Raw genomic sequence first — 23,492 nt, 5'->3', positions numbered from 1 at the left:
CATAGTCGGATTCAGAAGGGGGAGAGGGCCTTCCGATGCAGGACGGCCCGGCTGTCGCCGTCCGCGTAGCGCCAGGGCTGGGCCCGATCCTCGGCGGTGGCGAAGCCGATGCCGAGGCGCGGGCCGGCGAGGAGGTGGGCCGGGGGCGTTCCCGGCCGCAGCTCCAGGCCACCGGAGGCCAGCAGATCGTGGCCGTCGAAGGTCTTGTCGAGCCCCAGGGCCTGGGCCACTTTGCCGGGGCCCGCGCAGGGCTGGGACAAGGTCCTGGTGGTGTTCCGGCGCGCCAGGACGGTCTCCAGGCCGGCCACGACTTCGGCGCCCCGGATGAGCACGGCGGAAGCCTCGCCTTCGGGTCCGGTGACCACGTTCAGCATCCAGTGCATGCCATAGCAGAAGTAGAGATAGGCCCGGCCCGGCGGCCCCCACATGGGCGCATTGCGGGCGGTGCGGCCGTGGCGGGCATGGCTGGCGCTGTCCCCGGGCCCCCCGTAGGCCTCCACTTCCGTGATGCGGAGGCTGACCTCCTCGCGCACCAGCCACATGCCCAGCAGGGACCGGGCGACGGCGTCGACGGGGCCTTCGAGGTTCATGGCCGCAGCAGCTTCCGGGCCCGGAGGAAGGCCTCCAGCTCGGCGCTGGCGGCGGCATCCAGGGCCCGCTCGGGCAGGAGCACGGCCTGGGATGGGCCGGTGCGGAAGATCCAGAAGCCGCTCTGGCGCTGGATCTTCGCGAACCCGGTCCAGGGCAGGCCGCCCTCGCTGGCGTCGGTGCGCAGGGTGAGGCCCTCGTCGTCGAAGACCACCTCCACAGGCGTGTAGGCGTCGGCCCCGCGCCGGCGCCGGGCCAGCCGAAGGACGACCTCGGGCAGCCCCGCGAAGAGCAGGCCGTTCAGGATCAGGAACAGGCCCGGCACCCGTTGTCCCGGGGCAAGGTTGAAGGCCCCCAGCAGCATCAACCCCAGGCCCGCGCCCACGGAGACCTGGTACCAGATGCGCTTGAAGGTCCGCGCGCCCCGCAGGGCCTCGTTGGCGGTGAGGGTGTAGGTGGCGGTGATGTGCATGGTCGTCCCGGAGGGCTCGCGCCGCTGTGCGGCCCGAGATGAGGAAAAGCATTCCATAAGAAAGGGCCCGCGAGCGGGCCCTTTCACGAACTCGAACCGCGGAGCGATCCGGGCCGGCCTACACTTCGTCGAAGAAGTAGGGCTTCAGCACCTGGATGCGCTCCTCGAAGTCCTCGGGGTGGATGAAGTGCAGGGCGGCGGCCACGCTGGAGAGGAGGCTGTTGCCGTCCTGGGGCGTGAAGCAGAAGCCCACCACCCGGTTCTCGTTGGGCATGGCGAGGGTGCTGAGGGGGATCACGGTCTGGTTGAGGATGCGGCCGTAGTGGCCCTGGTCGCGGCCGAAGGAGAACACGGTGTTGGCGTCCTTCTTCTCGGTGATGGCGATGCGGTCGTTGGCCTTGATGCGGGTCTTGAGGGCCTCGAGGGTGGTGGGGCGCTTGAGGCGCAGGTCGAACCAGAGGCTGTGCATGTACTGGGTGGGGAGCTTGATGGCGCTGCTGAACAGGTTCAGCTCCAGGCCCCGGGTCTGGAACAGGTGGTAGGCGTCGCGGGCGTGGTGGGTGCCGAACTTGCCCTCCTTGTGGGTGCCCACCTGGGGCGCGGGGCAGAAGTCCTTCACCTGGCTGATGTCGTTGGCGCGGCGCATGCAGACGAAGCTGCCCTCCACCAGGTTGTCGTCCCCCTCCGCCAGGGCCAGGGTGTCGATGATGCAGGAGAGGTTGTGGGTGTTGCAGCTCACGACCTGCACATACTGGCCGCTCTTCTTGAGCACGTCGTCATTGATGCCGCGGGCGTACATGGTGCCGAAGCCGAACTCGCTGCCCTGGGCGATGAAGCCCTTGGTGTTGTGCTCGTACTTCGTGTAGAGCTTCTCCTTCATGTCCATGCCCTTGGGGCTGCAGTCGATGACCACGGTGGCCTCGTTCAGGGCCTGGTCGTGGAGCATGGCGGCCTCGATGCCCAGGGCCTTGAAGCCCTCCACCTTGTCGCCGTCGACGGCGAGCTTGGCGCCGCGGCGCAACAGGGCCTTCACCTTGGGGCGCTCGCTGACGCTGTTCTTGTGGAACGTGACGTCGTCGATGCCCAGTTCCTTCTTGTACTCCGTCAGCAGGCCGATCAGCGGCTCGCCGATGGTCCCCGTGCCGACCACATGGACGACGTTCTTCTTGGACATGCATCCTCCGCGGCCGGTGTCTCGGGACGCCCCGCCAGCCCAATTGAGGATTTTCCCAGGCGTCAGAAGGAAAAGCCACCCGCAAAAGCCAGGCTGGGCCCTCTTGTGACGGGAAACCTACCAGCCGCGCAGCTCGTTGGCCTTCTTAACCCGCTCCAGCGCCAGCACGAGGGCGCCGGTGCGCCAGGTGCAGCCATGCAGCTTCACTTTCTCCTCCACGTCGTGGAAGGCCTGGATCAGGATCTTCTCTTCCTTCTCGAAGATCTCGGCTTCGTCCCAGAACAGCTGCTGGAGGTTCTGCACCCACTCGAAGTAGGACACGGTGACACCCCCGGCATTGGCCAGGATGTCGGGGATCAAGGTGATGCCGCGCTCCCGGAAGACCCGGTCCGCCTCGGGGGTGGTCGGGGCGTTGGCGCCCTCCACGATGAGCCGGGCCCTCACCTCGGGAGCCGTGGCCTGGGTCAGCACGCCACCAAGGGCGGCGGGGACGAGGATGTCGCCGTCCTGGGCCCACACGGTCGCGGGGTCAAAGGCCTCGCCCCCCGGGAAGCCCGCCACGGTGCCGCGGTTCTGCCGCACGTAGGCGAAGAGGGCGGGCACGTCGAGGCCCTCCCCCCGGCGCACGGCACCGCCGTGGTCGGCCACGGCCACGATGCGGGCACCCATCTCGGCGAGGAACTTCCCGGCGAAGCTGCCCACATTGCCGAAGCCCTGGAGCACGACCCGGGCGCCCTGCAGGTCGCGGCCCAGCACCTGGGTCCAGGCCTGCCGCGCGCAGATGGCCACCCCCTTGCCGGTGGCGGCCTCCCGGCCCTGGCTGCCGCCGAGCTCGAGGGGCTTGCCGGTGACGCAGGCTGGTTGGTACCCGTTCTTGCGGCCGTACTCGTCCAGCACCCAGGCCATGGTCTGGGCGTTGGTGTTCAGGTCCGGTGAGGGCACGTCGCGGGTGGGTCCGAGCACCATGGAGATCTTGGAGATGTAGCGCCGGGTCAGCATCTCCAACTCGTGCTGGGACATCTTCGAGGGATCGCACTGGATGCCGCCCTTGGCGCCGCCGAAGGGGATGTTCACCACCGCGGTCTTCCAGGTGTTGAGGCTGGCCAGGGCGCGCACATCATCCAGGACCAGGTCCGGGTGGAAGCGGATGCCACCCTTCTGGGGGCCCCGCACGCCGTTGTGCTGCACCCGGTAGCCCTTGAACACCCGGAGGGTGCCGTCTTCCATGCGGATGGGCATGGCGACGGTGATCTCCCGGTAGGGCGTCTTGAGCAGCTCCCGCAGTTCCTGGGAGAGCCCGAGGATATCGGCGGCCTCGTCGAACTGGCGGTTCACGTTGTCGAAGAGGTTCATGGGTCCGGTCATGGGGAACCCCCACCGGCGCCTAGCATAGCGCGGCCCCGGTCACCCGGGGCCGCGGCGAACGGGATTCCGCTGCTACTGCTTCAGGCCCTTGAGGGAGACCAGGTAGCGCATGAAGGAGACGCCGTAGGTGCCATCGGGCTTCTTGAGGCAGCTGACGTTGAGGATCTTGGTGCCGTCGAAGCCGATCGCCATGTCCTTCACGATGGTCTGGGAGCCGAACTGGCGGGCCGCGGCGTTGTCCGTGATGCCCATGTGCCGCATCTTGCCCCAAGACTTCGCCGTGAGGCCCTTGGTCAGGCGGTAGATGCCCGCGTTGTAGGCCAGCCGGGCATCCTTCACGGTGTAATCGGGGAAGTTGACCGGATCAGGTCCGCCGGGCAGCTCGTCGAGCTTGGCGGCCAGGTGCTCGATGCCCAGGCCCTTCAACTCCTCGGGGGTGAGGGTGATGCCCAGCGCCTTGGCGTCCATGTGCATCTGGCGGGCGGAGGGGAAGACCACATCGGGGGTGATGGGGGCGATGAGGGCCGCATGCTTGTAGTCCTTGCGCACGGCCAGATACTGCAGGTGGTAGAGGATGTCGGCGGGTTCCGTCGCGGCAGCGGGCGGAGTGGTCGGGATTTCGTCGCTGCTGCAGCCCATGAAGGCGGGCACGAGGAGCAGGCTGGCGAGGGGCAGCATCAAGGTACGTCGCATGGGATAACCTCCGGAACGGAATGACCTGAATGTAAAGGATGGTGGAGCCTTCCTGCGGCGCTGCCAAGGGAAATTCATCACAATGGGATCATGTATCCCATCGGGTTGATCGCCTTCGGTCGTCTGCGCCTGGAACCCTGCCGGGGCCTGGAGCGCCACTACCTCGACATGCTGCGTCCCTATGCCCGGATGGAGGTCCTCGAACTGGCCGAAGGGAAGGGTGATCCCGCCCGCCAGCTGCGGGAAGAAGCCGAGCGCCTGCGTCCGAAGCTGAAGGCGGTGACCTGCCCCGTCCTCCTCACGCCGGAGGGCAAGCTCCGGGACAGTGAGGCCCTGTCCCGGTGGCTGGGCGAACGCATGGACCGGGGGGCCAGCCTGGCCTTCGTCCTGGGCAGCAGCCATGGCTTCGATCCGGCCCTCAAAGCCGAAGTGAAGGAACAACTCAGCCTGTCACCCCTGACCTTCCCCCACGAGTTGAGCCGGGTGATGCTCCTGGAGCAGCTCTACCGGGCCTTCACCATCCTTCGGGGCAAGGACTACCACAAATAATCAAGGGGGACCGCCCGGCGGCGAGTCGTTGCAGTTCTTCGTGACCCACCCAGGCGGAACCGTCCGATCGTTCGCCCTTTTTCCGCCTTTGCTCCACACTGATTCGATGGCGCATCCCATGGACCGCTACTTCGCCCCGCCGGAGGGCCGGATCTTCGCCTGCTTCCCCGGCGCGGAGGACCGGCCCGGCCAGCGGCGCATGGCGGAGCTGGTCCACAACGCCGTGGTGGATGGCACGGCCCGCTTCCAGAAGTGGCGTGATGGCGGCGGCGAGCCCGAGGCCCGGCCCGAAGCCGTCATCCAGGCCGTGGAGGCGGGCACGGGCACCGGCAAGAGCCTGGGCTACCTGGTGCCGGCCCTGGCCGCGGGGCGCCGCCCCATCCTGGTGGCCACGCGCACGAAGCAGCTCCAGCGCCAGCTGTTGGAGGAGGACGTCCCCCGGGCCTCGGGCATCCTGGGGCGCCCCATCAAGGCCGTGCTGGCCAAGGGCCGGGCCAACTACCTCTGCCGCACGGCCTGGGAGGCCGTGTCCACGGACGCCCACCTGGAGTTCACCCGGGCGGACCAGCAGCTCTGGTTGGCCCTCCAGCGCTGGACCCGCGAGACCCAGGACGGCGACCGCGAGGGCCTGGGCCGCTTCGGCGAGGGTGAGTCGCCCCTCTGGGACAAGCTCAATGCCCGGGCCGAGCGCTGCACGGGGCGCCAATGCCCCCGCTACGAGGACTGCTTCCTCACGAAGCTGCGGGCGGAGGTGGCCGAGGCCGACCTCATCATCGTCAACCATGCCCTGCTGCTGGCGGACCGCGTGCTGCGCGAATCGGCCTTTGGCCAGGTGCTGCCGGACGCGCCGGTGCTCATCCTCGACGAGGCCCACGACCTGGAGGAGCAGCTCACCGAAAGCTGCGCCGAGGCCTGGTCCAGCCGCGCCATGAACCTGCTGTTCACGGACCTGCGCGACGCGGCCAAGGGGTCGGGGGCCGCGCTGCTCGGCCTGCTGGAGCCCTGGGAGCGGGCCTGGACCGACCTCCTCACCTGGGTGCCCCTGGAAGGCGGCGTCCTGCCCCTGCTGAGCCCCGGCCCCGAGATGAAGGCCCTGGCCGATGGCGTGGGGGCCTGGGTGGAGGCGGGCCACCCCCTGTGGATGGAGGCCCGGCGCCTGGCGGCCGCCGACCCCGAGAACCCGCTCTGGATGCGCCTCGCGGAGCGTGTGGGCACGGCCTTCTCCCGCATGGAGCAGATCTTCGCCCAGCCGGAGGGCTGGGTGTCCACCGTGAACCGGGAGGGCGCGCACCTCGTCCACTTCAAGTCGAACCCCGTGGACGTACGGCCCTTCTTCCACCAGCATGTGCGCCGCGGCTTCGAGAGCGTGGTGCTGACCAGCGCCACCCTGCGCGACGGCCGCGGCTTCAACGGCCTGGGTCTGCGCCTGGGCCTCACCCGGCCCGAGGTGGAGGTCGCCGAGCACGTGGAGAGCCCCTTCGACTTCGAGGCCCAGGGCCTGCTCTTCGTGCCGCCGGACCTGCCGGAGCGCCGCCCGGGCAGCGGCGGCGGGGTCGGCGACCCCGCCTGGATCGAGGCGTCGCTCTCGGCCATGGAGCGCATGCTGCGGGCCAGCCGGGGCCGGGCCCTCCTGCTCTTCACCAGCCGCAAGATGCTGGCGGCTTTCCGCCCGCGGCTGGAGGACGCACTGCCGGAGCTCACCTTCTTCGTGCAGGGCGACGGCCTGTCCCGCACCCAGCTGCTGGACCGCTTCCGGGCCACGCCGTCGGCCGTGCTGCTGGGCCTCGCCAGCTTCTGGCAGGGCGTGGACCTGCCGGGCGACGCGCTGAGCCTGGTGGTGGTCTCCGCGCTCCCGTTCGCGCCCCCGGACGATCCTGTGCTCCAGGCCCGCATTCGCGAGGCGGACGCCCAGCGCGACGGCCTCGGCTTCATCGGCATCCAGGTGCCCCAGATGACACTCAAGCTCAAGCAGGGCATCGGCCGCCTCATCCGCACCCGCGGCGACCGCGGCGTGGTGGCGGTGCTGGATCCGCGCCTCATGCTGCCCAGCGAGGACCGCCTGGGGAAGCGCTACGCCGCGCAGGTGCGGGCGGCGCTCCCGCCCTTCCCGGTGACGCGGGACTGGGAGCGGGTGGAGACCTTCCTCCGCCTGCTGTGAATCGGGCCCGCATGCGGGCCCGATTCACAGGTAGAGCACGGCGAGGTCAGTTTCCGGACTCGGCGGGCGGCGTGGGCGGAGCGGGAGGAGCGGGAGGAGCGTCCGGCGGAGGCGGGGGTGGGGGGACGGAGTTGGGCTTGGGGGCCGTCGGGACCTTCGGCGCCTTGGGGGGCTTCGGGGTGGTGGACATCTCCTTCTGCAGCTGGTCGAGCCGGGTCTGGAGGGCCTTCAGCTCCGCCTTGATCGCGGCCATCTCGGCCTGGGGATCGCCGCCCTGGCGATGGCCGCGGGGCAGGATGCGCATCCTGGGCATGGGTTGGGGTGGGATGGGGATCGCCTGGTCCATCCCCTCGACGATGACCTCCTCACCCCCGGGGCCGATGACGGCCCAGGTCGGCCCCTCGCCGTTGCCGCCACCCTTCCGGAGGACCTTCACCCGCCGTTCGACGACCTCCTGACCGTCCTCGTGGCGCCGGATCACCAGGGTGTCGGGTTCGGCGTCCTTCTGCTTGAGCACCTCGACGCGGACCCTGCGGCCCTCCTGCTCGGCCTTGGCGATGAGGGCCTTCATTTCGGGATCATTTCTGAACCGCTCGGCCTCGGCCTTGAGCTTCACGCCTTCGGCCTTGAGCCGTTCGCCTTCGGCCTTGAGCCGTTCGCCTTCGACCTTGAGGCGCTCTCCATCGGCCTTGAGCCGGGTCTGTTCTTCGGGTGTCAGGACCTGGGCGCGATGCTCCAGGTCCTTCGTCCGGGCTTCCAGGTCGTGAGTGTGGGCATCCAGCTCCCGCTCGCGGGCCTCCAGGTCCCGGGCGCGAGCGTCCAGCCCCCGGGCATGGTCGCCGAGGTGTCGGGTGCGGATCTCCACCCGGCGCACCTTCTCCCGGGCGGTGGTGGCTTTGGCGGCATCCTTCACGACGCCACGCACCCAGGCCTCCCCTTCGGCATCCAGGGGCTGCTCCCGGCCGTCCACGGTGTAGGTGCGCTGGTCCTTGGTGACGGTGTAGGTCCGGGCCTTCACGCCCTGTTTCTCCTCCACGCGGAAGCTGCCGTCGCCGGGGATGACCACGGGATCCTTGGCCGCAGGATCGAGCTTGACCTCGCCCTTCATCTGCACGTCCATCTGGCGCTCGCCGTCGATCACCTTCATGCGGGTGTTCTGATCCGGTTTGGGTGTGGGGGGCTCTTTCCCCTTGTCCTGGAAGACCGCCCCCGCCGCGCCCAGGAGGGAGGCGGCCAGCAGGGCCAGGGCGGTGGCGCGGGCGGCATTGGAGGCCGGCAGGGCCGGCTGGAGCAGATGGCGGACGCGGTGCATGAGGGAACCTCCGTTGGCGGCCAGGGCCAGGTGGGTGGGGGCGGGGGAGTCGGGGTCGCGCAGGGCCTCGAGGTCGGTGAGGGCCCGGGCCAGGATGAGGGGATCACCGCAGAGGGCGGCCGCCGCGTCGTCGCAGCAGAGCTCCCGCTCGGCACGGACGCGGGCGGAGAGCCACCACACGGCGGGGTGGTAGAAGAGCACCACCTCGACCAGGGACTGGAGGAGGTTCACCAGGAAGTCGCCCCGGCGGATGTGGGCCAGTTCGTGGGCCAGCACGGCTTCCAGCTGGGCGGGGGCCAGGCCGGTGAGGGCGCAGGCGGGCAGGAGGATGATGGGGCGCAGCCAGCCCAGGGCGGTGGGCACCTCCACGGCGGCGGACTGGAGGAGGCGCACGGTGCGGGAGAGCCTCAGCTCCCGGCAGAGCCGCGACAGCACCAGGTGCCACTCGGCGGGGACGGGCGAGGAGTTGCGGCGGCGCAGGCGCTGGACGCGGATCCAGCTGCCGAGGAACCGGGTGGACAGCAGGAGCACGCCCAGGGCCCAGGTGCCCAGCAGCCAGGGCAGGGCCGCGTCCAGGGCGGCTTTCATCCGCAGGGGCAGAGGCGCCTCCCCCGCCGGCTCGCCGGTCAGGGCCGCCACGGTGAGGGAGAGGGGCTCGGCTGGGGCGGGGGCCTGTCGCTGGAGAAGCAGGAAGGTGACCACCGGCGCCGCCGCCATCAGCAGGAGGAGGGCGCAGGCGGCGCCATAGCGGGCCTTGGCGCTGGCCCCTCGGAGCAGGGCCAGCAGCAGCCAGGCCAGCAGGCCCAGGGCGGCACCCTGCCACAGGAAGTGGAGGAGGCTCCAGCCCAGGTTCCGGGCCCAGGGTTCGCGGACAAGCGACAGCAGCGGGTCCATCGGAAAAGGATTCATCGCTTCCCTCCTTCCGCCTGGTCGAGCATCTTCCGGATCTCCGCCAGCTCCTCGCGGCTGGCCTTGCGGGTGGCCAGGGCCTGCATGACCAGGTTCAGGGACGAGCCCCCGAAGGCCTTGTCCAGCAGGTCGTCGAGCATGGTCCGCTGAGTCTGGACCTGGGTCTGGGTGGCCGAGAAGACATGGGTGCGGTCCGTGACGTCCCGCTGCACCAGACCCTTCTCATGCATGATCTGCAGCATCTTCAGCGCGGTGGTGTAGCCCAGTTCCCGCTCGGCCGACAGCACCTCGTAGACCTGCCGCACGGTGCTCGGTCCCCGCTCCCAGAGCACCCGCAGGATGGCGAGCTCGGCATCGGTGGGGCGGGGGAAAGGCTGCATGGGATAGGGCTCCAAGGGAGGGATGCCCCCAAGATACGACAAGTTTCGTAGCGAGCAACGAAAATCTTCGTAGCCTGTCGGGGCCCGTGGATCAGCCCCGTCTCAGCGTGAGGATGGCGATCTCGGGGGGGGCGCCGATGCGGAGGGGCAGGCCGACGACCCCCAGGCCCCGGCTCACGTAGAGCAGGTCTTCCCCCTCGCGGTACAGGCCCCCGGTGCGGGGACCAAGGAGGTGGGCGCTGCTGATGCCCGGGATGGGATTGATCTGGCCGCCGTGGGTGTGGCCCGAGAGGGTGAGCTTGGCCCCCGCCTCCAGGGCCTTCTCCCACTCGCTGGGCCGGTGGTTGAGGCAGAGGCGGAACGCATCGGCGGGCACGTCGCGGGCGGCTTCCGCGGGCCGTGGACCGGGGCCGAAGACCATGCGGCGGAAGCGGCCATTCCGCGCCATGGGGTCCTGCAGGCCCATGATGGCCAGGGTGTCGCCTCCGCGCCGGACCATGGCCGAGGTGTTCTCGAGGCACCGGATGCCGGCGGCCTCCAGGTCCCGCCAGATGGGGCGCGGATCATCGAAGTAGTCGTGGTTGCCCAGCACGGCGAAGGTGCCGAGGGGCGCGGCGAAGTCCCGGAAGGCTTCGAGGAGCGGGGCCAGCTCCTCCGGGCGGCTGTCCACCAGGTCACCCGTGAAGAGGAGCAGGTCGGGGCGTTCCCGGGCCGCCGCCTCGCGCCACCGGCGCAGGACCTCCGGTCCCACCAGGGGCCCGGAGTGGAGGTCGCTGAGGTGGGCTAGGCGGAGGCCGTCCAGGCCGGGAGGCAGGTCCTTGAACGCCAGGTCGCGCCGGGTGATGCTCGGCCCCCCGTAGGCCTCCCGGGACCCGACGGCGCCGAAGGTCACGGCCGCGCCGGTGCTGGCGAGGGCGGCGGTTCTCAGGAAGGTCCGGCGCCCGGGGTCCACGGCCTCGCCGACCGGCTCAGGCTCGTTCCGCTGCCAGAGATGCCAGAGCCCTTCGGCCGTCATGCCGGCCAGCAGGTGCAGCACCGTGAAGGCCTGGAAGTAGAACCCGCCCCGGGCCATGGCGCGCAGCAGCGGCAGGGCGCCCGGACCTCCGAGTCCCAGGATCCGGAGTCCCGCGAAGAGGATCAGGGGGACGTGGAGGAGGACGAGGACCCAGGGCAGCATGCGGTAGTACCGCCCCGGCAGCTCCAGGCGCAGGAGGCGCAGGTGCAGCCACTGGACCAGGAAGATGAGGACGAGGCCGATGAGGAAGAGCATTCAAGGTTCCAGGGAAGGGATCACGGCCGCACGATCACGCTGAGGGTTCCCACAGTACGGCCCTTCATGGCGCCGTCCAAGGGCCGGTGGAGGCCCAGGGTGAAGGAGAGGTTTCCCGCCAGGCGCCGCAGCACATCCTGAGGCAGGCCCAGGTTGCGGCTGTCCAGTTCGAGGCCCGCCACCCGCTGCGCCGTGGGCCGGGGCGCGGGATCCTGCCAGACCGCCGTGTGCTCGACATAGGCCTGGAGGAGGCCCAGGCGCCAGTCGCCCCGCAGGCGCTGGAGGCGGTTGCCCGTGGCGGTGTAGGCGGGGAGGGCCGCCTGGACCACCCGGTTGGCGTCCAGCGAGGCGGGCAGCAGGGAGGTGGCCACGCCTCCCTGGTGGAAGTGATCCAGGGCGGTGGGTTCGCCTCCGATGCGGCCTTCCTCCAGCCGGATCGTGAGCGGGGACCAGGGATTGATCCACCCCAGAGTCAGCGAGGCGCGGGCCAGGCTCCAGGCGTGGCCGTCGGTGCGGCCCTGCTGCCCCCGGGCGGCCAGGTCGGCGCGGAGGCCCTGCCCGTCGCGGCTCCAGAAGCTGCCGAGGTCGGCCACCGCCCCCCAGAGCGCGCGGTGGAGCGCGGCCCCGTCCACGGGTTCCACCCGCTCGAAGGCCACGACCGGCCGGAGGTGCGACCAGGGGCGGCCCAGGTCCGCCCATGCGAAGGCCCACTCCAGGCCGCGCCGCTCCCGGTCGAAGCCGGCCACCGGGGCGAAGCGCTGGCTCGAGGGGCGCTCCAGGATGGAGAAGGCCTGCAGGGAAGGCGCCCAGCGCCAGCCCCGCCAGGTGGCGCCGGCCATGCCGCCGCGCGGCCCCGCGCCGTCGCCGAGGCCCGCCAGGACCTGCCAGTTCAGGCGGCCGAGGATGTCGTTGCCGCCGGCGCCGAGCTGGGCGCTGAGGCCCGAGGGCGTGGCGCTGTACCCGGCCAGGGTGAAGGTGTCATGGCTGTCCCCGATCCGATACGGGTGGGGTTCCACGGCCACCGGTGCCGGCAGGGGGCTGGGTTCGTCGGGTTTCGGAAGGATCTGGTCCTTCACGAGGGGGGCGGGATCGCTCGGCAGGGGCCTGGTCTCGAGGGGCGGTTGCGCGGTGTCGAGGCGGCGGATCTGGACGCCCGAGGCGCTGAGCTGGGTGTAGTAGATCCACTTGCCGTCGGGCGTGATGACGGGGTTCCAGGCGGCGGCCAGGGTGCGGGTGAGGGGCCGGCCCTGACCATCGAGCAGGTTCCAGATGCCGTCCACCTCCTTCCAGGTGGGTCGGCCCGGTGCCTCGGACCGGGCGGGCGGAGGCACCGGAGCCGGGCCGGGCCCGACGGCCCACTCCCGCGGCCGCGGTTTCAGGACGCCTTCGCCGTCGGGCAGGCGCAGTTGGAAGGCGATGTGGCCGGGAGCCGTCCACCGCGGCTTCCAGGGCAGGGCCCCGTCGATCGATCCCAGGCGGTGGGCCGGCGGCAGGACGGGGGCGAGGGGAGTGTGGTCGGCGGGCTCCCCGGGTTCGGCCTTGGCCGGCTTGGGGGCCGCGTTCAGGTCCCAGACGTAGAGGCCAGGCTTCCGGGGACCTTGCACATTGGCCAGGAGCTGCGTGCCATCCGGGCTCAGGGCCAGATCCGAGGCCCAGCCCGGGAGCTGGGTGACCAGATCGCCCTCACGGAGCCCCTCGGTGCGCGCGCGGCGCTCCAGTTCCAGGGCCGTGTGGGTCAGCTCCGCGCAGTAGCGCTGGTAGCCGTCTTTGGGGCCGAAGCCGAAGGTGGCCTTGAAGGCGTCGTTGAACTTGCGCTTGCCCGCAAGGCGGAGCCATAGGGTCTGGAGGATCTTCGGATCACCGGACCTGGCCTCCAGCCACTCCAGGTAGGCGCTGCCGCCCAGGTAGGCCATGCTGCCGCCGAGGAAGCCGCCCGTGCCATTCAGGGCCTCGTAGGTGGGCAGCTTGCCTTCGAGGGCCCACTGGCGCAGCACGGCCGCGCGGAAGGCGCTGTGCGGGCGGCCGCTGCCTGTGAGCCGGCCCTCGATGACCGTGGCGTAGCCCTCCGTGACCCAGCGGGGCGACTTCTCCGCGAGGGGCCCCAGCGCCGCGGTCCAGCGGCGCCACAGGCTCGGTTTCCGGGCGGGGCGCAGCAGGTGGTGCATGTGGCCCAGCTCGTGGGCCACCAGCAGCTCGGCCCAGCCGTGGTGGTGGCCGATGACGGAATCGGGCTCGGGTTCCGTCTTCCACAGCACCACATGGGGCCGCTGAAGGATGGGGAGGGCCTGGCCGTTGGACTCCATGACGGGGTCCAGGATCAGGATGTCGATGGGCTTGCCGGGTTTCTCGTAGGCATAGCCGACCAGCCCGAGGTACTGGGCGTGGATGCCCTCGACGCGCCCCGCCACCTCGCGCCCGAAAGCCTCGAAGGCCGCCGGGCAGTGGATGCGGTAGTGGGCCGTGGTGAAGGTGAGCCAGGGCGCGTCCGGGGCCTGGACTCGCGGCGGAGCCGCCTGGACCAGGGCTGGGAGGAAGGCCAGGACGGGCAACAGGGATCGGGAGCGCATGCCCCAGTGTGAACCCAGGCGGTGACGGAAATCATTTTTTGAGAACCCATCTCAAAAAGGGTCTTGAAATTCATGGTTATAAATATGAGACTCATTCTCATGTTTGTGAGTGGCCTCCCCTTCCTCCTGGTCCCCGCCGTGGCAATGGTCCAGGTCGCCGTGCCCACCCAGGACCGGCGGGTGCTGGCCATGGGAACGGAGCTGCGGGTACATCTCGAGGGTCCCGGTGACCTGGTCCGGGCCTCCGAAGCGGCCCTGGCCGAAGCCACCCGCATCGAAGCGGCCTGCTCGACCTGGAATCCGGTCTCGTCCTGGAGCCGCCTGAACGCCGCCCAGGGGCGCCCCGTGGCCCTCGACCGCGAGTGGCTCGACCTCCTGGACCAGATGAAGGCCTGGCAATTCAGGACGGACGGGGCCTTCGATCCGGCCCTCATGGCCCTGATGCGGGCCTGGGGCATCCGGGAAGGAGGGAAGCTCCCCGATCCCCAGGCCCTGGCGGCAGCCCGCCGGTCCTCGGGAGCCCGATTGCTGATCACGGACGCGGCCGCAGGCACCGCCCGCCTGACCCAGCCCGACGCGGGGGTGGAGGAGGGCGGCTTCCTCAAGGGCTATGCCCTGGACCGCATGCGCCGGGCGGCCGCGGTGCCGGCGGGGATCCTCGACTTCGGCGGCCAGCTGCTGGCCTGGGGCCGCCCGGTATCCGCCTCGGTGGCGGATCCCCTGGATCGCGAGCGCCCCCGGATCACCGTCGTCTTGCGTGACGCCTCCCTCTCCGGCAGCGGCACCTCCGAGCGGGGGCGCCACATCCTCGATCCCCGCACGGGCGAACCCTGCCCGGCCTGGGGCAGCACGGCCGTGGTGGCCGCGGACGCCCTCACCGCCGACGTGCTTTCCACGGCCCTCTATGTGCTGGGCCCTGACGCGGGTCCCGCCTGGGCCGAGCGCCAGGGCGTGGCCGCCGCCTTCCTTCTCCACGACGGAACGGTCCGGATGAGTCCGGCCTTCCGCTCCCTCCACCCCACCCTGATCCCTCGGGAGTCCCGATGAAGTCCCTCCTCACCCCCCTCATGTGCGCCCTGCTGGCCGCACCTGCCTTCGCCCAGGAGAAGCCGGACACGGACAAGCGGATCGCCGATCTCGAGCGCCGCCTGGACGCCATGTCCCGGGAGCTGGAGACCCAGAAGGCGGGGGCCACCATGCCTGCCGCCACCGAAGAAGGCCGCTTCGGCCTGGCCCCCAGCGCCAGCAAGGTCTACGCGGTGTCCTCGGGCCTCAGCATCGGCGGCTACGGCGAGTTCCTCTATCAGTCGCTCGATTCCAAGCTGCAGGACGGGTCGAAGGCCCCCCGGGAGAACAGCCTCGACGCGCTGCGCCTCGTCCTCTACACGGGCTACAAGTTCAACGAGCACATCGTCTTCAACTCCGAGATCGAGTTCGAACATGGCGGCTACTCGGACGAGTCCACCGGCGGCGAGGCCAAGGTCGAGTTCGCCTACCTGGACTTCCTGATCAACAAGGCCTTCAATGTGCGGGCCGGCATGATGCTCCTGCCCGTGGGCTTCATCAACGAGCTGCACGAGCCCCCGGCCTTCCTGGGTTCCCAGCGCCCCCTGGTGGAGCGCCGCATCATCCCCAGCACCTGGCACGAGAACGGGGTCGGTCTCCACGGCGAGCTGGCCGGGAACCTCAGCTACCGCCTGTACCTGGTGAACGGCATGGACGCCAACCCCGATGCCGGCAACGGCCATGAGGGCTTCACCGGCGCGAGCATCAAGGGCGGGCGCCAGTTCGGCAAGGAGACCAAGGCCAACAGCCTGGCCTGGACCGGCCGCCTGGACTGGGCGCCCATCCCCGGCACCACCCTCGGCTTCAGCTTCTACCGCGGCAACTCCAACCCCGAGGATGGGGCCGAGCCGCTCATCACGGCCCTGTGGGACATCCACGCCGAGTACCGCGCCGGCGGCCTGCAGCTGCGGGGTCTCTTCTCCCGCATCACCAACTCCGAGGCGGGCGTGGCAGCCCTGCCGATCACCGGCGAGGGATTCCAGACCGGCACGCGCCAGTTCGGCGGCTACCTGGAGGCTGGCTACGACGTGCTTCGCGGATCCGGGCGGCAGGCCCTCATCCCCTTCGTCCGCTACGAGCGCCTGAACTCCCAGCAGCGGGTGGTGCCGGGCGTGACCCCCGACCTCGCCAACGACGTGACGGTGAAGACCGTGGGCGTGAGTTACAAGCCCATCCCCAACGTCGCCGTGAAGGCGGACTGGAACCAGATCGAGAACCGCGCCGAGACCGGCCGCGACCAGTTCAATGTCGGCCTCGGGTTCTACTTCTAGACCCTGGTCCCCGCGCCATCCCACCGCCCGGAGGCTCCCATGATCCGCGTCCTCGCCCCCCTCGCCTTCTCCCTGCCGCTCTTCGCGGCCCTGCCCACCACGCAGGAGGCCCTGGCCCTGGCCTTCCCGGGGGCCCAGTTCACCCGCCGGGAGTTCGTGCTCAGCGAGGCCCAGGCCGGGCGGGCGAAGGCGCTGGCCCAGGTGGAGGTGCCAGGGCGCTGGCTGGTGGCCTACGAGGCGCGGAAGAGCGGAACCCTCGTGGGTGTCGGCTTCTTCGACACCCACCGGGTCCGCACCCTGAACGAGACCCTGCTGGTGGCCCTCTCGCCCGGCGGCCGCGTTCTCCGCGTGGAGGCCGTGGCCTTCCACGAGCCGGCCGAGTACATGGCGAAGGAGGCCTGGGTGAAGCAGTTCGAGGGGAAGGTCCTCGACCCCCAGCTCACCCTCAAGGGCGCCATCCGGCCCCTCTCGGGTGCCACGCTCACCGCGAACGCCATGACGGACGCGGCTCGCCGCTGCCTGGCCCTGCACCAGGTGCTGTACCGGGAGGCGAAATGAGCCCCCTCGAACGCTGGAGTCTGCACCTGGCGGCCCTGCTCACCGCCGGCACCGGGTTGATGGATGGCCTCCTGCGCTGGTTCGGCGTGCGGGCCGGCGAGTTCGGTCCCGAGCCCCACCCCTGGCTGCCGGCGGCCCAGCACCTCCATGTGCTCACGGCGCCCCTGCTCCTCTTCGCCCTGGGCATGGCCGTGCGCGGCCACCTCCAGGTCAAGCTGAAGAAGGGGCCCGAAGGCCGCCGGACCGGCCTGGGCGCCGCCTTCCTCATCGCCCCCATGGTGCTGTCGGGTTATGGCGTGCAGGTGGTCACCAGCCCCGCCTGGCGCACGGCCTTCAGCTGGGCCCACGGCCTCGGCGCCGGGCTGTTCCTGCTGGCCTACCTGGGGCACCTCTTCATCCCCCACGCCCAGCCGGTGCCCCGGACCCTGGCCGAGTCGCGGCAGAGCTGACAGCTGGCAGCCGATAGCTGATAGCTTTCTAGGCCATGGCCAAGATCCGCGTGCTCCCCGACCAGGTCGCGAACCAGATCGCGGCGGGGGAGGTCGTCGAGCGGCCCAGCTCGGTGCTCAAGGAGCTGGTGGAGAACGCCCTCGACGCCGGTGCCCGCCGCATCGAAGTGGCCTGGGAAGAGGGCGGCAAGCGCCTGCTGGAGGTCGCGGATGACGGCTCCGGCATGGCCCGGGATGACCTCTACCTGGCCCTGGAGCGCCACGCCACCAGCAAGGTGCGGACGGCGGAGGACCTGGGACGTCTGGCCTCCTTCGGCTTCCGGGGGGAGGCTCTGCCCAGCATCGCCAGCGTGAGCCGCTTCGACCTGACCAGTGCGGAAACCGAGGGCGCGGGCCACCGTCTGCGCTGCGAGTTCGGCATCATCCGGGAGGTCACGCCCGCGCCGCGCAGCCGGGGCACCACGGTCACGGTGCGGGACCTCTTCGCCCAGCTCCCGGCGCGGCGGCGCTTCCTGAAGTCCACCGACACCGAACACGCCCAGCTCTGGGGGGCCGTGGCACGGCTGGCCCTGAGTTCGCCGGGCGTGCACTGGACCATCCGCCCCGACCGCGGCGCGCCCCTGGTGCTGCCGCCGGTGGAGGACGCGGGCCAGCGGCTGGGGCCGCTGCTCGGTGAGAAGCTGACGCGCCTGGTGCCCTTCGTGAACGGGGAGCTCCCCTGGCGCCTGCGGGGCTTCGTCTCACCGCCGGACCTCAGCTTCCGCGACCGCAACCACCTCTACCTCTTCGTGAACGGCCGGGCCGTGCGGGACCGCCTGCTGCTGGCGGCACTCTCCGAGGCCTGGTCCGGCACCTTCGCCAAGGGTTCGTATCCCGCGGCGGTGCTCTTCCTGGAGCTGCCCCCCGAGGCCGTGGACGTGAACGTCCATCCGACGAAGGCCGAGGTGCGCTTCCGGGAGCCCCAGCGCATCTTCGCCTGGGTGCGGGGCGGGGCCGAGGAGGCCTGGGCGAAGCTCCGCGGGGGTCTGGCCTCGGTGCTGGAGCTGCCACCGAAGCCGCTGGAGGCGGAGCTCGAGCTGGACCCCTCCCGGCGTGCCGCGGCCCAGCACCCCCGCCTCTGGTCCGACCATTCCGGCGGGGCCCTGGGCGCTTACCGGACGCTCGACGAGACCTTCACGACCCGGCCCCTGGAGACGGTCTACGCCTACGAGCCCATGTCCTCGGGAGTCTCGGAGCCGCTGGATCCCGGCGGGGTCATCCGCTACCTGGGGAGCTTCCAGCAGACCTATCTGCTGGCGGAGATCGAGGGGGACCGGGGGCCAGAACTCTGGATCGTGGACCAGCATGTGGCCCACGAGCGGGTGCTCTTCGAGCGGCTCTTCCTGCGCCGCCACGCCCCCGCCATCCAGCCCCTGATGCCGCCCCAGGTGGTGCAGATCGGGCCCGAGGCCCTGGCGCGGCTGTCCCCCTTCCTGTCCGAGCTGGAGGCGGCCGGGGTGGAGGCGGACCCCTTCGGAGAGGGCGCCCTGGTGGTGCGCGGCCTGCCGGACTTCCTGGCGGACCGGGATCCCCAGACCCTGCTGGAGGACCTGCTGGCCCGGCTCGAGCGCGAGGGCCGGGTGGATCTCGACACCTTCCGCCGCGACCTCAATGCGGAGCTGGCCTGCCGCGCCGCCATCAAGAAGCACCACGCCCTGCCGCCGGATCTGGCCCTGGGCCTCATCCGGGACCTGCTGGCCTGCGAGGTGCCCAACACGTGTCCCCACGGCCGCCCCATCCTCAAAAAGTTGACTCTGGACGACCTGGAACGCAGCTTCGGACGGCGGCTCTAGCCCAATCGGCGGCCTACCACTCGCGCAAGCGCTCGTGGGCGGGGCCCCGTCCCCACGACCGCCCCATCCTCAAGAAGCTCAGCCTCGAGGACCTGGAGCGGAGTTCCGGACGGCGGCTATAGCGGGCGGATCCTCGGCCTCGGCGGTCCGGTGCCGCTCCGCGATCAGGTCGAGGCCCAGCCGCTTGGCGGTCGCGTAGAGGGCGGGTCGCGCGAGGCCGAGGGTCTGGGCGGCCTCGGCCATGCGGAAATCGCAGGCCTGGAGGGTCTCCAGCAGGAGCCGCCGCTGGAAGACCCGGGTGGCGTCCTCCCAGGTCCGCGCCTGGAAGAGGGGAGCCTCCAGTTCCGGCAGGTGGGCGGCCCTCAGGACGCCGTGGTCGCAGCGCAGGATGGCCCGCTCCAGGGCATGGAGCAGCTCGCGGACATTTCCGGGCCAGGCCAGACGGGCCAGCGCCTGGGGCAGGCCGGGGGCCAGGGCGGGCACGGGGCGCTTCGCCGCCTCGGCCGCCTTCACGACCAGGCGGGGCACGAGGAAGGGGAATTCGTGGCGGCGGGCCGACAGCGGCGGCAGCCGCAGCACCGCACCCTGGAGGCGGAAGAGCAGGTCCCGCCGGAAGGTTCCGGCCGCAGCCAGCTCCTCCAGGGGCCGGTGCGTGGCGGCGGCGAAGCGCACATCCACCCGGATGGCCTGGTCCGAGCCCACGCGGCGGATCTCCCGTTCCTGGAGCACCCGCAGCAGCAGGGATTGGAGGCGCGGGGAGAGATCCGCCACCTCGTCCAGGAACAGGGTGCCGCCCCGGGCGGCCTCGATGGCTCCGCGGCGCTCGCGGTCGGCGCCCGTGAAGGCGCCCTTCATGTGGCCGAAGAGCTCTGATTCCAGCAGCCCCTCGGCGAAGGCGGAACAGTTCACCGCCACCAGGGCGCCGGACCGTCCCGAGCGGCGGTGGAGTTCCCGCGCCGCCAACTCCTTGCCGGTGCCCGTGGCGCCGAGGATCAGCACGGGCAGGCCCGAGGGGGCCACGCGGTCGAGTTCGCGCAGGACGGACGCCATCGGCTCGCTGCCGTCCGTCAGGAGCAGGTCCCCGGGTTCGATGGGCTGCGGGGGCCGGGTCTCCTGGAGCCGGGCCAGCCAGGGGGCCAGCAGCAGGGGCTCGAGGGGGGCCTCGGGCAGGGCGTCGGGGGCCTGGGCGAGCAGGGCGGCCCCCACGGGACACCCTTCCCAGGCGAGGGCGTGGCCCTGCCAGATCCAGCTGCCGTGGGGAAAAGGGGCCAGGGAGCCATCCCGGGCCAGGCGGCTGAGGGCCCCCTCCGGCGCGGGGTCCCCAGCGCCCAGGGTGCGGAACCCTCCGCCCTCGCCCCAGACCAGCCAGGTGGGAGTCGTCCGCCCGGCCAGCCAGCGCTCCAGCAGGGCCGTGGGCGTCGGGGCCGGGGCGCCTTCCGCTGTGGGCCAGAGGGCGGCCAGGCGCCGCTGGTGGCGGGGCGAGCAGGCGCGGTCGGCAATGGCCTGGAGGGCCAGCAGGGCTTCGGCCCGGCGGAGGTCGGGCCTCCGCTCCAGCACCTGCAGCCCGGATTCGAGGCACAGGACCTGGGAGGGGCAGGCCCGCCAGGCCTCCCAGAAGCGCCCGGGGTCGCCGGTGCCGCGAAAGAGGCGGTGGGTCTCCCAGCTGAGGCGGGTCTCGGGGTCCGCGCCGGGCGGGGGGTCCTCCGTCAGGGGACCGAGCGCCGCTTCCAGGAACCGCGCGTAGGGATGCTCCCGGACATGCACCAGCCCGGCCCGCACCAGGTCCCAGCGCTCCTGGCCCGCGCCGTGCATGGCCAGCAGGCCCCAGGCCTGGGGGAAGTCCGGGTGGTCCGCCACCAGGCGCTGGATCTCGACCAGGGAAGCCTCCGGTTCGAGGATCACTTCCTTCAGGTGGGCCTCCTCCAGGTCCTTCCAGGGCTGGGGGAGGGATCCACGCAGGGCCGACCAGCGGGTATGGGCCGCGAGGTCGGCCCACTTGAGGGCCAGGTAGGCGGCGTTGGAGGCCGCCCGCTCCGCCCAGGCCGGGGCCCCGAGCCGCGTGAAGTGGGCGTGGGCCAGGGTGAAGGCGCGGAGGGAGGTCTCGGGCTCGCAGGCCCGGTCCGCCCGCAGCCCCTCGGCCATCCAGTGGAAGGGATCCGCGCAGGGATGCGCGCCACCGCCCCTGGGTGGGTAGCCGTCGGCCTCGGCTGCGGCCTCGCCGCCCCAGCGCATGCGGAGCCGGTCCCAGGTAGGGTGGCCCGAGGGCGGCGGCGGGGGAGGCCGGTGGAGGCGTTCGCGGAAATCGGCCTCCAGGCTGTCCCGCCAGCCCGGTGGCTGGTCCGGGGCCAGCTCCATGCGCAGGAGTGCGGCCGAAGGCGGGTCGGGGACCTCGCCGGCCCCCAGGCCGCCGGGCCCGAGCGGGGCCAGGCCCGGCGGGCAGGCTCCGAAGCCCCGCCCCCAGGCCCGCAGGCGGGGGTCCAGCATCCACCGCCCATCCGGCAGGGCCGCCAGCCAGGGCGCTTCCGCGTGGGCGGCGAGGGCCTCGGGCAGGCGCTCCAGCACCAGGGGCTGCGCGTGGGCCTGGAGGAGGGGCCAGGGCAGGGCCGGATCCAGGGGGCCTTCGGGCAGGAGGCGGCCCTCCGCATCCTGGCTCCGCAGCAGGAAGGCCCACCAGTCCGGCGGCAGGTGGCGGAGGGCGGCAGGCACCAGCACTTCCAGGAAGGGCGGCAGGTGCAGGGCGCCCCCGTCATCGACGGCCCCCAGCAGGGCGATCCAGCGCTGGCGCCGGGGAAGATCCAGCGCCACGGAGCCCGCGGCCATCCAGGGCCTGCCATCCCCTTCGAGCAGGGCTTCCCAGGCCCAGGCCAGCAGCTCGCTCTCCCGGGGGCCGCGCTGGGCCGCGGGCACGGCCGCACTGCCGTGCCGGAGCAGGGCCACCCAGGCCGGGTCGGGACGGGGGCTGAAGGCCGTGGGGGGTGCGTCCACCTGGGGGCCCAGCGGCCTCCGGGCGCTCTGGGCCAGACGCGGCCAATGCCCCTCCCGCCCGCCCAGCAGCCAGGCCTGGGCGATGGCAGGTAGGGCCCAGAGGGGGTCGCCCCAGCGCCGGCCCCGATCCAGACCCCAGGGGGCTTTCCAGTGGCCGAGCCAGGCGGCCCTCAGCACCCCAGCATCCCGCGCCAGACATCCCAGAACTGGGGGAAGGTCTTGGCCACGCAGTGGGGATCGCGGACCTCGCCTCCGCACCTCAGGCCGCCCACGGCGGCGGCGAAGGCCATGCGGTGGTCGTTCCGAGGGTCGAAGGCCGGCCGCGGCCCGGGCGGAGGCCCGGGCGTCACGCGCAGCGTGTGGTCGCCGATCACCTCGGCGGCGCCGCCCAGCCAGCGGACCAGTTCCGCCGAGGCGTCGAGCCGATCGCACTCCTTCAGGGGCAGGGTGTGGAGGCCCCGCAGCTCGGACGGCGCCGGGGCCAGCGCGGCCAGGGCCGCCAGCACCGGACCCAGATCCGGACAGTCCGTGAGGTCGGCGTCCAGCCCCCGGGCCAGGGGGCCGGACAGCTCCAACGCCTGGGAGTCGAGCCACTGGGCGCGGCAGCCCGCCGCCTCCAGGATGGCCACCATGGCGCGGTCGCCCTGGGCGTCCGCCGGGTCGAGGGGCTCCAGGCGCAGGCTGCGACCCGTGGCGGCGGCGGCGGCGAGGAAGGCGGCGGCGCCGCTCCAATCGCCGGGCAGGTCGAGGGTCCGCGCGCCCAGGGCGCCGCCGGGGATGTTCCACTGGCCGGGTTCCAGGCGGGCCTCACAGCCGAACCGCTGGAGCCACTGGGTGGTGAGGACGAGGTAGCTGGGGCTCGCCACCTCGGTCCAGCGCAGGGTGCCGCCTCCGGGCAGCGCTGCCGCGGTCAGGGCCAGGCCCGTGAGGAACTGGCTGCTGAGACGGGCGTCCACCGTCAGATCCAGACGCTCCGGGAGCTGGGGGGCGGGCCTCAGCCAGGCGCCCTGGCGATCCGGCTCCCAGGCTGCCCCCAGGGCCTCCAGGGGGGCCAGCAGCGGTCCCAGAGGCCGCTCGAAGAGCCGGGGATCGCCCTCCAGCCGGACGGGGCCCTCGGCCTTCAGGGCCAGCCAGGGCAGGAGGAAGCGGAGGGTGGTGCCGGAGGCGCCAAGCCAGAGCGGACCCGAGGCCCGCGGGCGCCTGCCCCCTTCGATGACCCACACGCCGTCCTGCTCCTGGAGGCCAAGTCCCAGGTCAGTCAGGGCCCTCCGCATCCAGCGGGTGTCTTCCGCCTCCAGGCCGCCCTGGAAGCGGCTGGTTCCGGGCGCCAGGGCGGCCAGCAGGAGGGCCCGGTTGGTGACGGACTTCGAGCCGGGCACCCGGATCGGATGCAGCGCCCTCCCCCGGGGAAGGCGGTTGTCTTCGGGAAGTGACAGGAGCATATGGCAGGGTGCCGCGCCCGGCGCCCCGCCGCAAGCCCCACCGGCGCCTGGGCTAGCCGATGTTCTCGAAGATGGGCTTGGAGACGCGCTTGTTCGTCTCCTTGGTCCACTGGTAGGTGCCGTAGAAGTCGATGGTGCGCTTGAAGCGCAGAGTGATGGTGCAGGTGCCGGCCTCGCCGGTGCCGGTCTTGGTGACGCGGATGGCGTTCTTGTCCGCGAGCACCTCTGGGATCTGCAGCTCCCGGGCCTTGTCCCGGACTTCCCGCTCGATGGTCTCGATGGGTTTCTTGGCGGCGCTGCTGGCGATGAAGTCGCAGGCGTCCACCAGCTCGCTGTCGGCGTAGTAGACGGGAATGGCCTTGTAGCCCGCGGCGGCCAGAGCGCCGAAGACGAGCAGAGAGACGATGCAGCCGAGCTTGCCTTCACCGCGCTGGTGGCTCATGGGTGATACCT

Annotated in this window: 19 protein-coding genes; 7 read left to right on the top strand and 12 right to left on the bottom strand. The window is 71.7% G+C overall.

The window, feature by feature from the left end; translation table 11 throughout:
* Window positions 1-11: 11 nt before the first annotated feature.
* From MLE43_RS04920 to MLE43_RS04900, 5 genes are all read right to left on the bottom strand, one after another.
* Window positions 12-590, bottom strand: coding sequence for a DNA-3-methyladenine glycosylase (locus MLE43_RS04920; protein ID WP_243302364.1), 579 nt, complete (start codon window positions 588-590; stop codon window positions 12-14).
* Entirely contained in the window at window positions 587-1,060 is a 474-nt protein-coding gene (locus tag MLE43_RS04915; protein WP_243302363.1) for a YcxB family protein, read from the bottom strand. The genes MLE43_RS04920 and MLE43_RS04915 overlap by 4 nt, the downstream gene beginning before the upstream one ends.
* A gap of 118 nt (window positions 1,061-1,178) precedes the next feature.
* Window positions 1,179-2,234 carry a hypothetical protein gene (locus MLE43_RS04910; protein ID WP_243302362.1) on the bottom strand — a complete coding sequence of 352 codons (1,056 nt, stop codon included), beginning with the start codon at window positions 2,232-2,234 and terminating at the stop codon, window positions 1,179-1,181.
* Between the two features lie 117 nt (window positions 2,235-2,351).
* A complete protein-coding gene (locus MLE43_RS04905) occupies window positions 2,352-3,587 on the bottom strand; it encodes a Glu/Leu/Phe/Val family dehydrogenase (RefSeq protein ID WP_420843173.1) in 1,236 nt (411 codons plus the stop codon).
* Between the two features lie 84 nt (window positions 3,588-3,671).
* Window positions 3,672-4,292, bottom strand: coding sequence for a hypothetical protein (locus MLE43_RS04900; RefSeq protein ID WP_243302360.1), 621 nt, complete (start codon window positions 4,290-4,292; stop codon window positions 3,672-3,674).
* A gap of 90 nt (window positions 4,293-4,382) precedes the next feature.
* On the opposite strand from MLE43_RS04900, the gene MLE43_RS04895 reads away from it, so the two are divergent.
* Entirely contained in the window at window positions 4,383-4,841 is a 459-nt protein-coding gene (locus MLE43_RS04895) for a 23S rRNA (pseudouridine(1915)-N(3))-methyltransferase RlmH (protein WP_243302359.1), read from the top strand.
* A 118-nt stretch (window positions 4,842-4,959) separates the two neighbouring features.
* Window positions 4,960-6,999, top strand: a complete 2,040-nt coding sequence (locus tag MLE43_RS04890) for an ATP-dependent DNA helicase (protein ID WP_243302358.1) — start codon at window positions 4,960-4,962, stop codon at window positions 6,997-6,999.
* A gap of 46 nt (window positions 7,000-7,045) precedes the next feature.
* On the opposite strand, the gene MLE43_RS04885 is transcribed toward MLE43_RS04890, so the two are convergent.
* From MLE43_RS04885 to MLE43_RS04870, 4 genes are all read right to left on the bottom strand, one after another.
* The gene (locus MLE43_RS04885) at window positions 7,046-9,220 is read right to left on the bottom strand and encodes a M56 family metallopeptidase (RefSeq protein ID WP_243302357.1); all 2,175 of its coding nucleotides are present in this window, start codon (window positions 9,218-9,220) and stop codon (window positions 7,046-7,048) included.
* On the bottom strand, window positions 9,217-9,600 hold the full coding sequence (locus tag MLE43_RS04880; protein ID WP_243302356.1) for a BlaI/MecI/CopY family transcriptional regulator: 384 nt from the start codon (window positions 9,598-9,600) through the stop codon (window positions 9,217-9,219). The genes MLE43_RS04885 and MLE43_RS04880 overlap by 4 nt, the downstream gene beginning before the upstream one ends.
* 91 nt (window positions 9,601-9,691) lie before the next feature.
* A complete protein-coding gene (locus MLE43_RS04875; protein ID WP_243302355.1) occupies window positions 9,692-10,870 on the bottom strand; it encodes a metallophosphoesterase in 1,179 nt (392 codons plus the stop codon).
* 20 nt (window positions 10,871-10,890) lie between these two features.
* The gene (locus MLE43_RS04870) at window positions 10,891-13,437 is read right to left on the bottom strand and encodes a TolB-like translocation protein (RefSeq protein ID WP_243302354.1); all 2,547 of its coding nucleotides are present in this window, start codon (window positions 13,435-13,437) and stop codon (window positions 10,891-10,893) included.
* Between the two features lie 84 nt (window positions 13,438-13,521).
* Here MLE43_RS04870 and MLE43_RS04865 point away from each other — a divergent pair, with 84 nt between their 5' ends.
* From MLE43_RS04865 to mutL, 5 genes are read left to right on the top strand one after another with little or no spacing between them, the layout of a single operon-like run.
* Window positions 13,522-14,484 carry an FAD:protein FMN transferase gene (locus MLE43_RS04865; RefSeq protein ID WP_243302353.1) on the top strand — a complete coding sequence of 321 codons (963 nt, stop codon included), beginning with the start codon at window positions 13,522-13,524 and terminating at the stop codon, window positions 14,482-14,484.
* On the top strand, window positions 14,481-15,773 hold the full coding sequence (locus MLE43_RS04860; protein ID WP_243302352.1) for a porin: 1,293 nt from the start codon (window positions 14,481-14,483) through the stop codon (window positions 15,771-15,773). The genes MLE43_RS04865 and MLE43_RS04860 overlap by 4 nt, the downstream gene beginning before the upstream one ends.
* A gap of 39 nt (window positions 15,774-15,812) precedes the next feature.
* A complete protein-coding gene (locus MLE43_RS04855) occupies window positions 15,813-16,331 on the top strand; it encodes an FMN-binding protein (RefSeq protein ID WP_243302351.1) in 519 nt (172 codons plus the stop codon).
* Window positions 16,328-16,780: a hypothetical protein gene (locus tag MLE43_RS04850; RefSeq protein ID WP_243302350.1), complete on the top strand. Its 453-nt coding sequence runs from the start codon at window positions 16,328-16,330 to the stop codon at window positions 16,778-16,780. Before MLE43_RS04855 ends, MLE43_RS04850 begins: the two co-directional genes overlap by 4 nt.
* Window positions 16,781-16,815: 35 nt before the next feature.
* Window positions 16,816-18,612, top strand: coding sequence for a DNA mismatch repair endonuclease MutL (mutL, locus tag MLE43_RS04845; protein WP_243302349.1), 1,797 nt, complete (start codon window positions 16,816-16,818; stop codon window positions 18,610-18,612).
* A gap of 78 nt (window positions 18,613-18,690) precedes the next feature.
* Here the strand turns inward: mutL and MLE43_RS04840 are convergent, their stop codons facing one another.
* Genes MLE43_RS04840 through MLE43_RS04830 form a run of 3 tightly spaced genes read right to left on the bottom strand, consistent with a single transcriptional unit; the run spans window position 18,691 to window position 23,481 of the window.
* The gene (locus MLE43_RS04840) at window positions 18,691-21,774 is read right to left on the bottom strand and encodes a sigma 54-interacting transcriptional regulator (protein ID WP_243302348.1); all 3,084 of its coding nucleotides are present in this window, start codon (window positions 21,772-21,774) and stop codon (window positions 18,691-18,693) included.
* A complete protein-coding gene (locus tag MLE43_RS04835) occupies window positions 21,768-23,039 on the bottom strand; it encodes a 3-phosphoshikimate 1-carboxyvinyltransferase (RefSeq protein WP_243302347.1) in 1,272 nt (423 codons plus the stop codon). Before MLE43_RS04835 ends, MLE43_RS04840 begins: the two co-directional genes overlap by 7 nt.
* A gap of 52 nt (window positions 23,040-23,091) precedes the next feature.
* The gene (locus tag MLE43_RS04830) at window positions 23,092-23,481 is read right to left on the bottom strand and encodes a hypothetical protein (RefSeq protein WP_243302346.1); all 390 of its coding nucleotides are present in this window, start codon (window positions 23,479-23,481) and stop codon (window positions 23,092-23,094) included.
* Window positions 23,482-23,492 lie beyond the last annotated feature (11 nt).

This window comes from Geothrix oryzisoli (assembly GCF_022808865.1).
GTDB classification, from domain to species: domain Bacteria; phylum Acidobacteriota; class Holophagae; order Holophagales; family Holophagaceae; genus Geothrix; species Geothrix oryzisoli.
The sequence above is the reverse complement of the archived record's forward strand: the minus strand, read 5'-3'. Positions and strand labels throughout refer to the sequence as shown.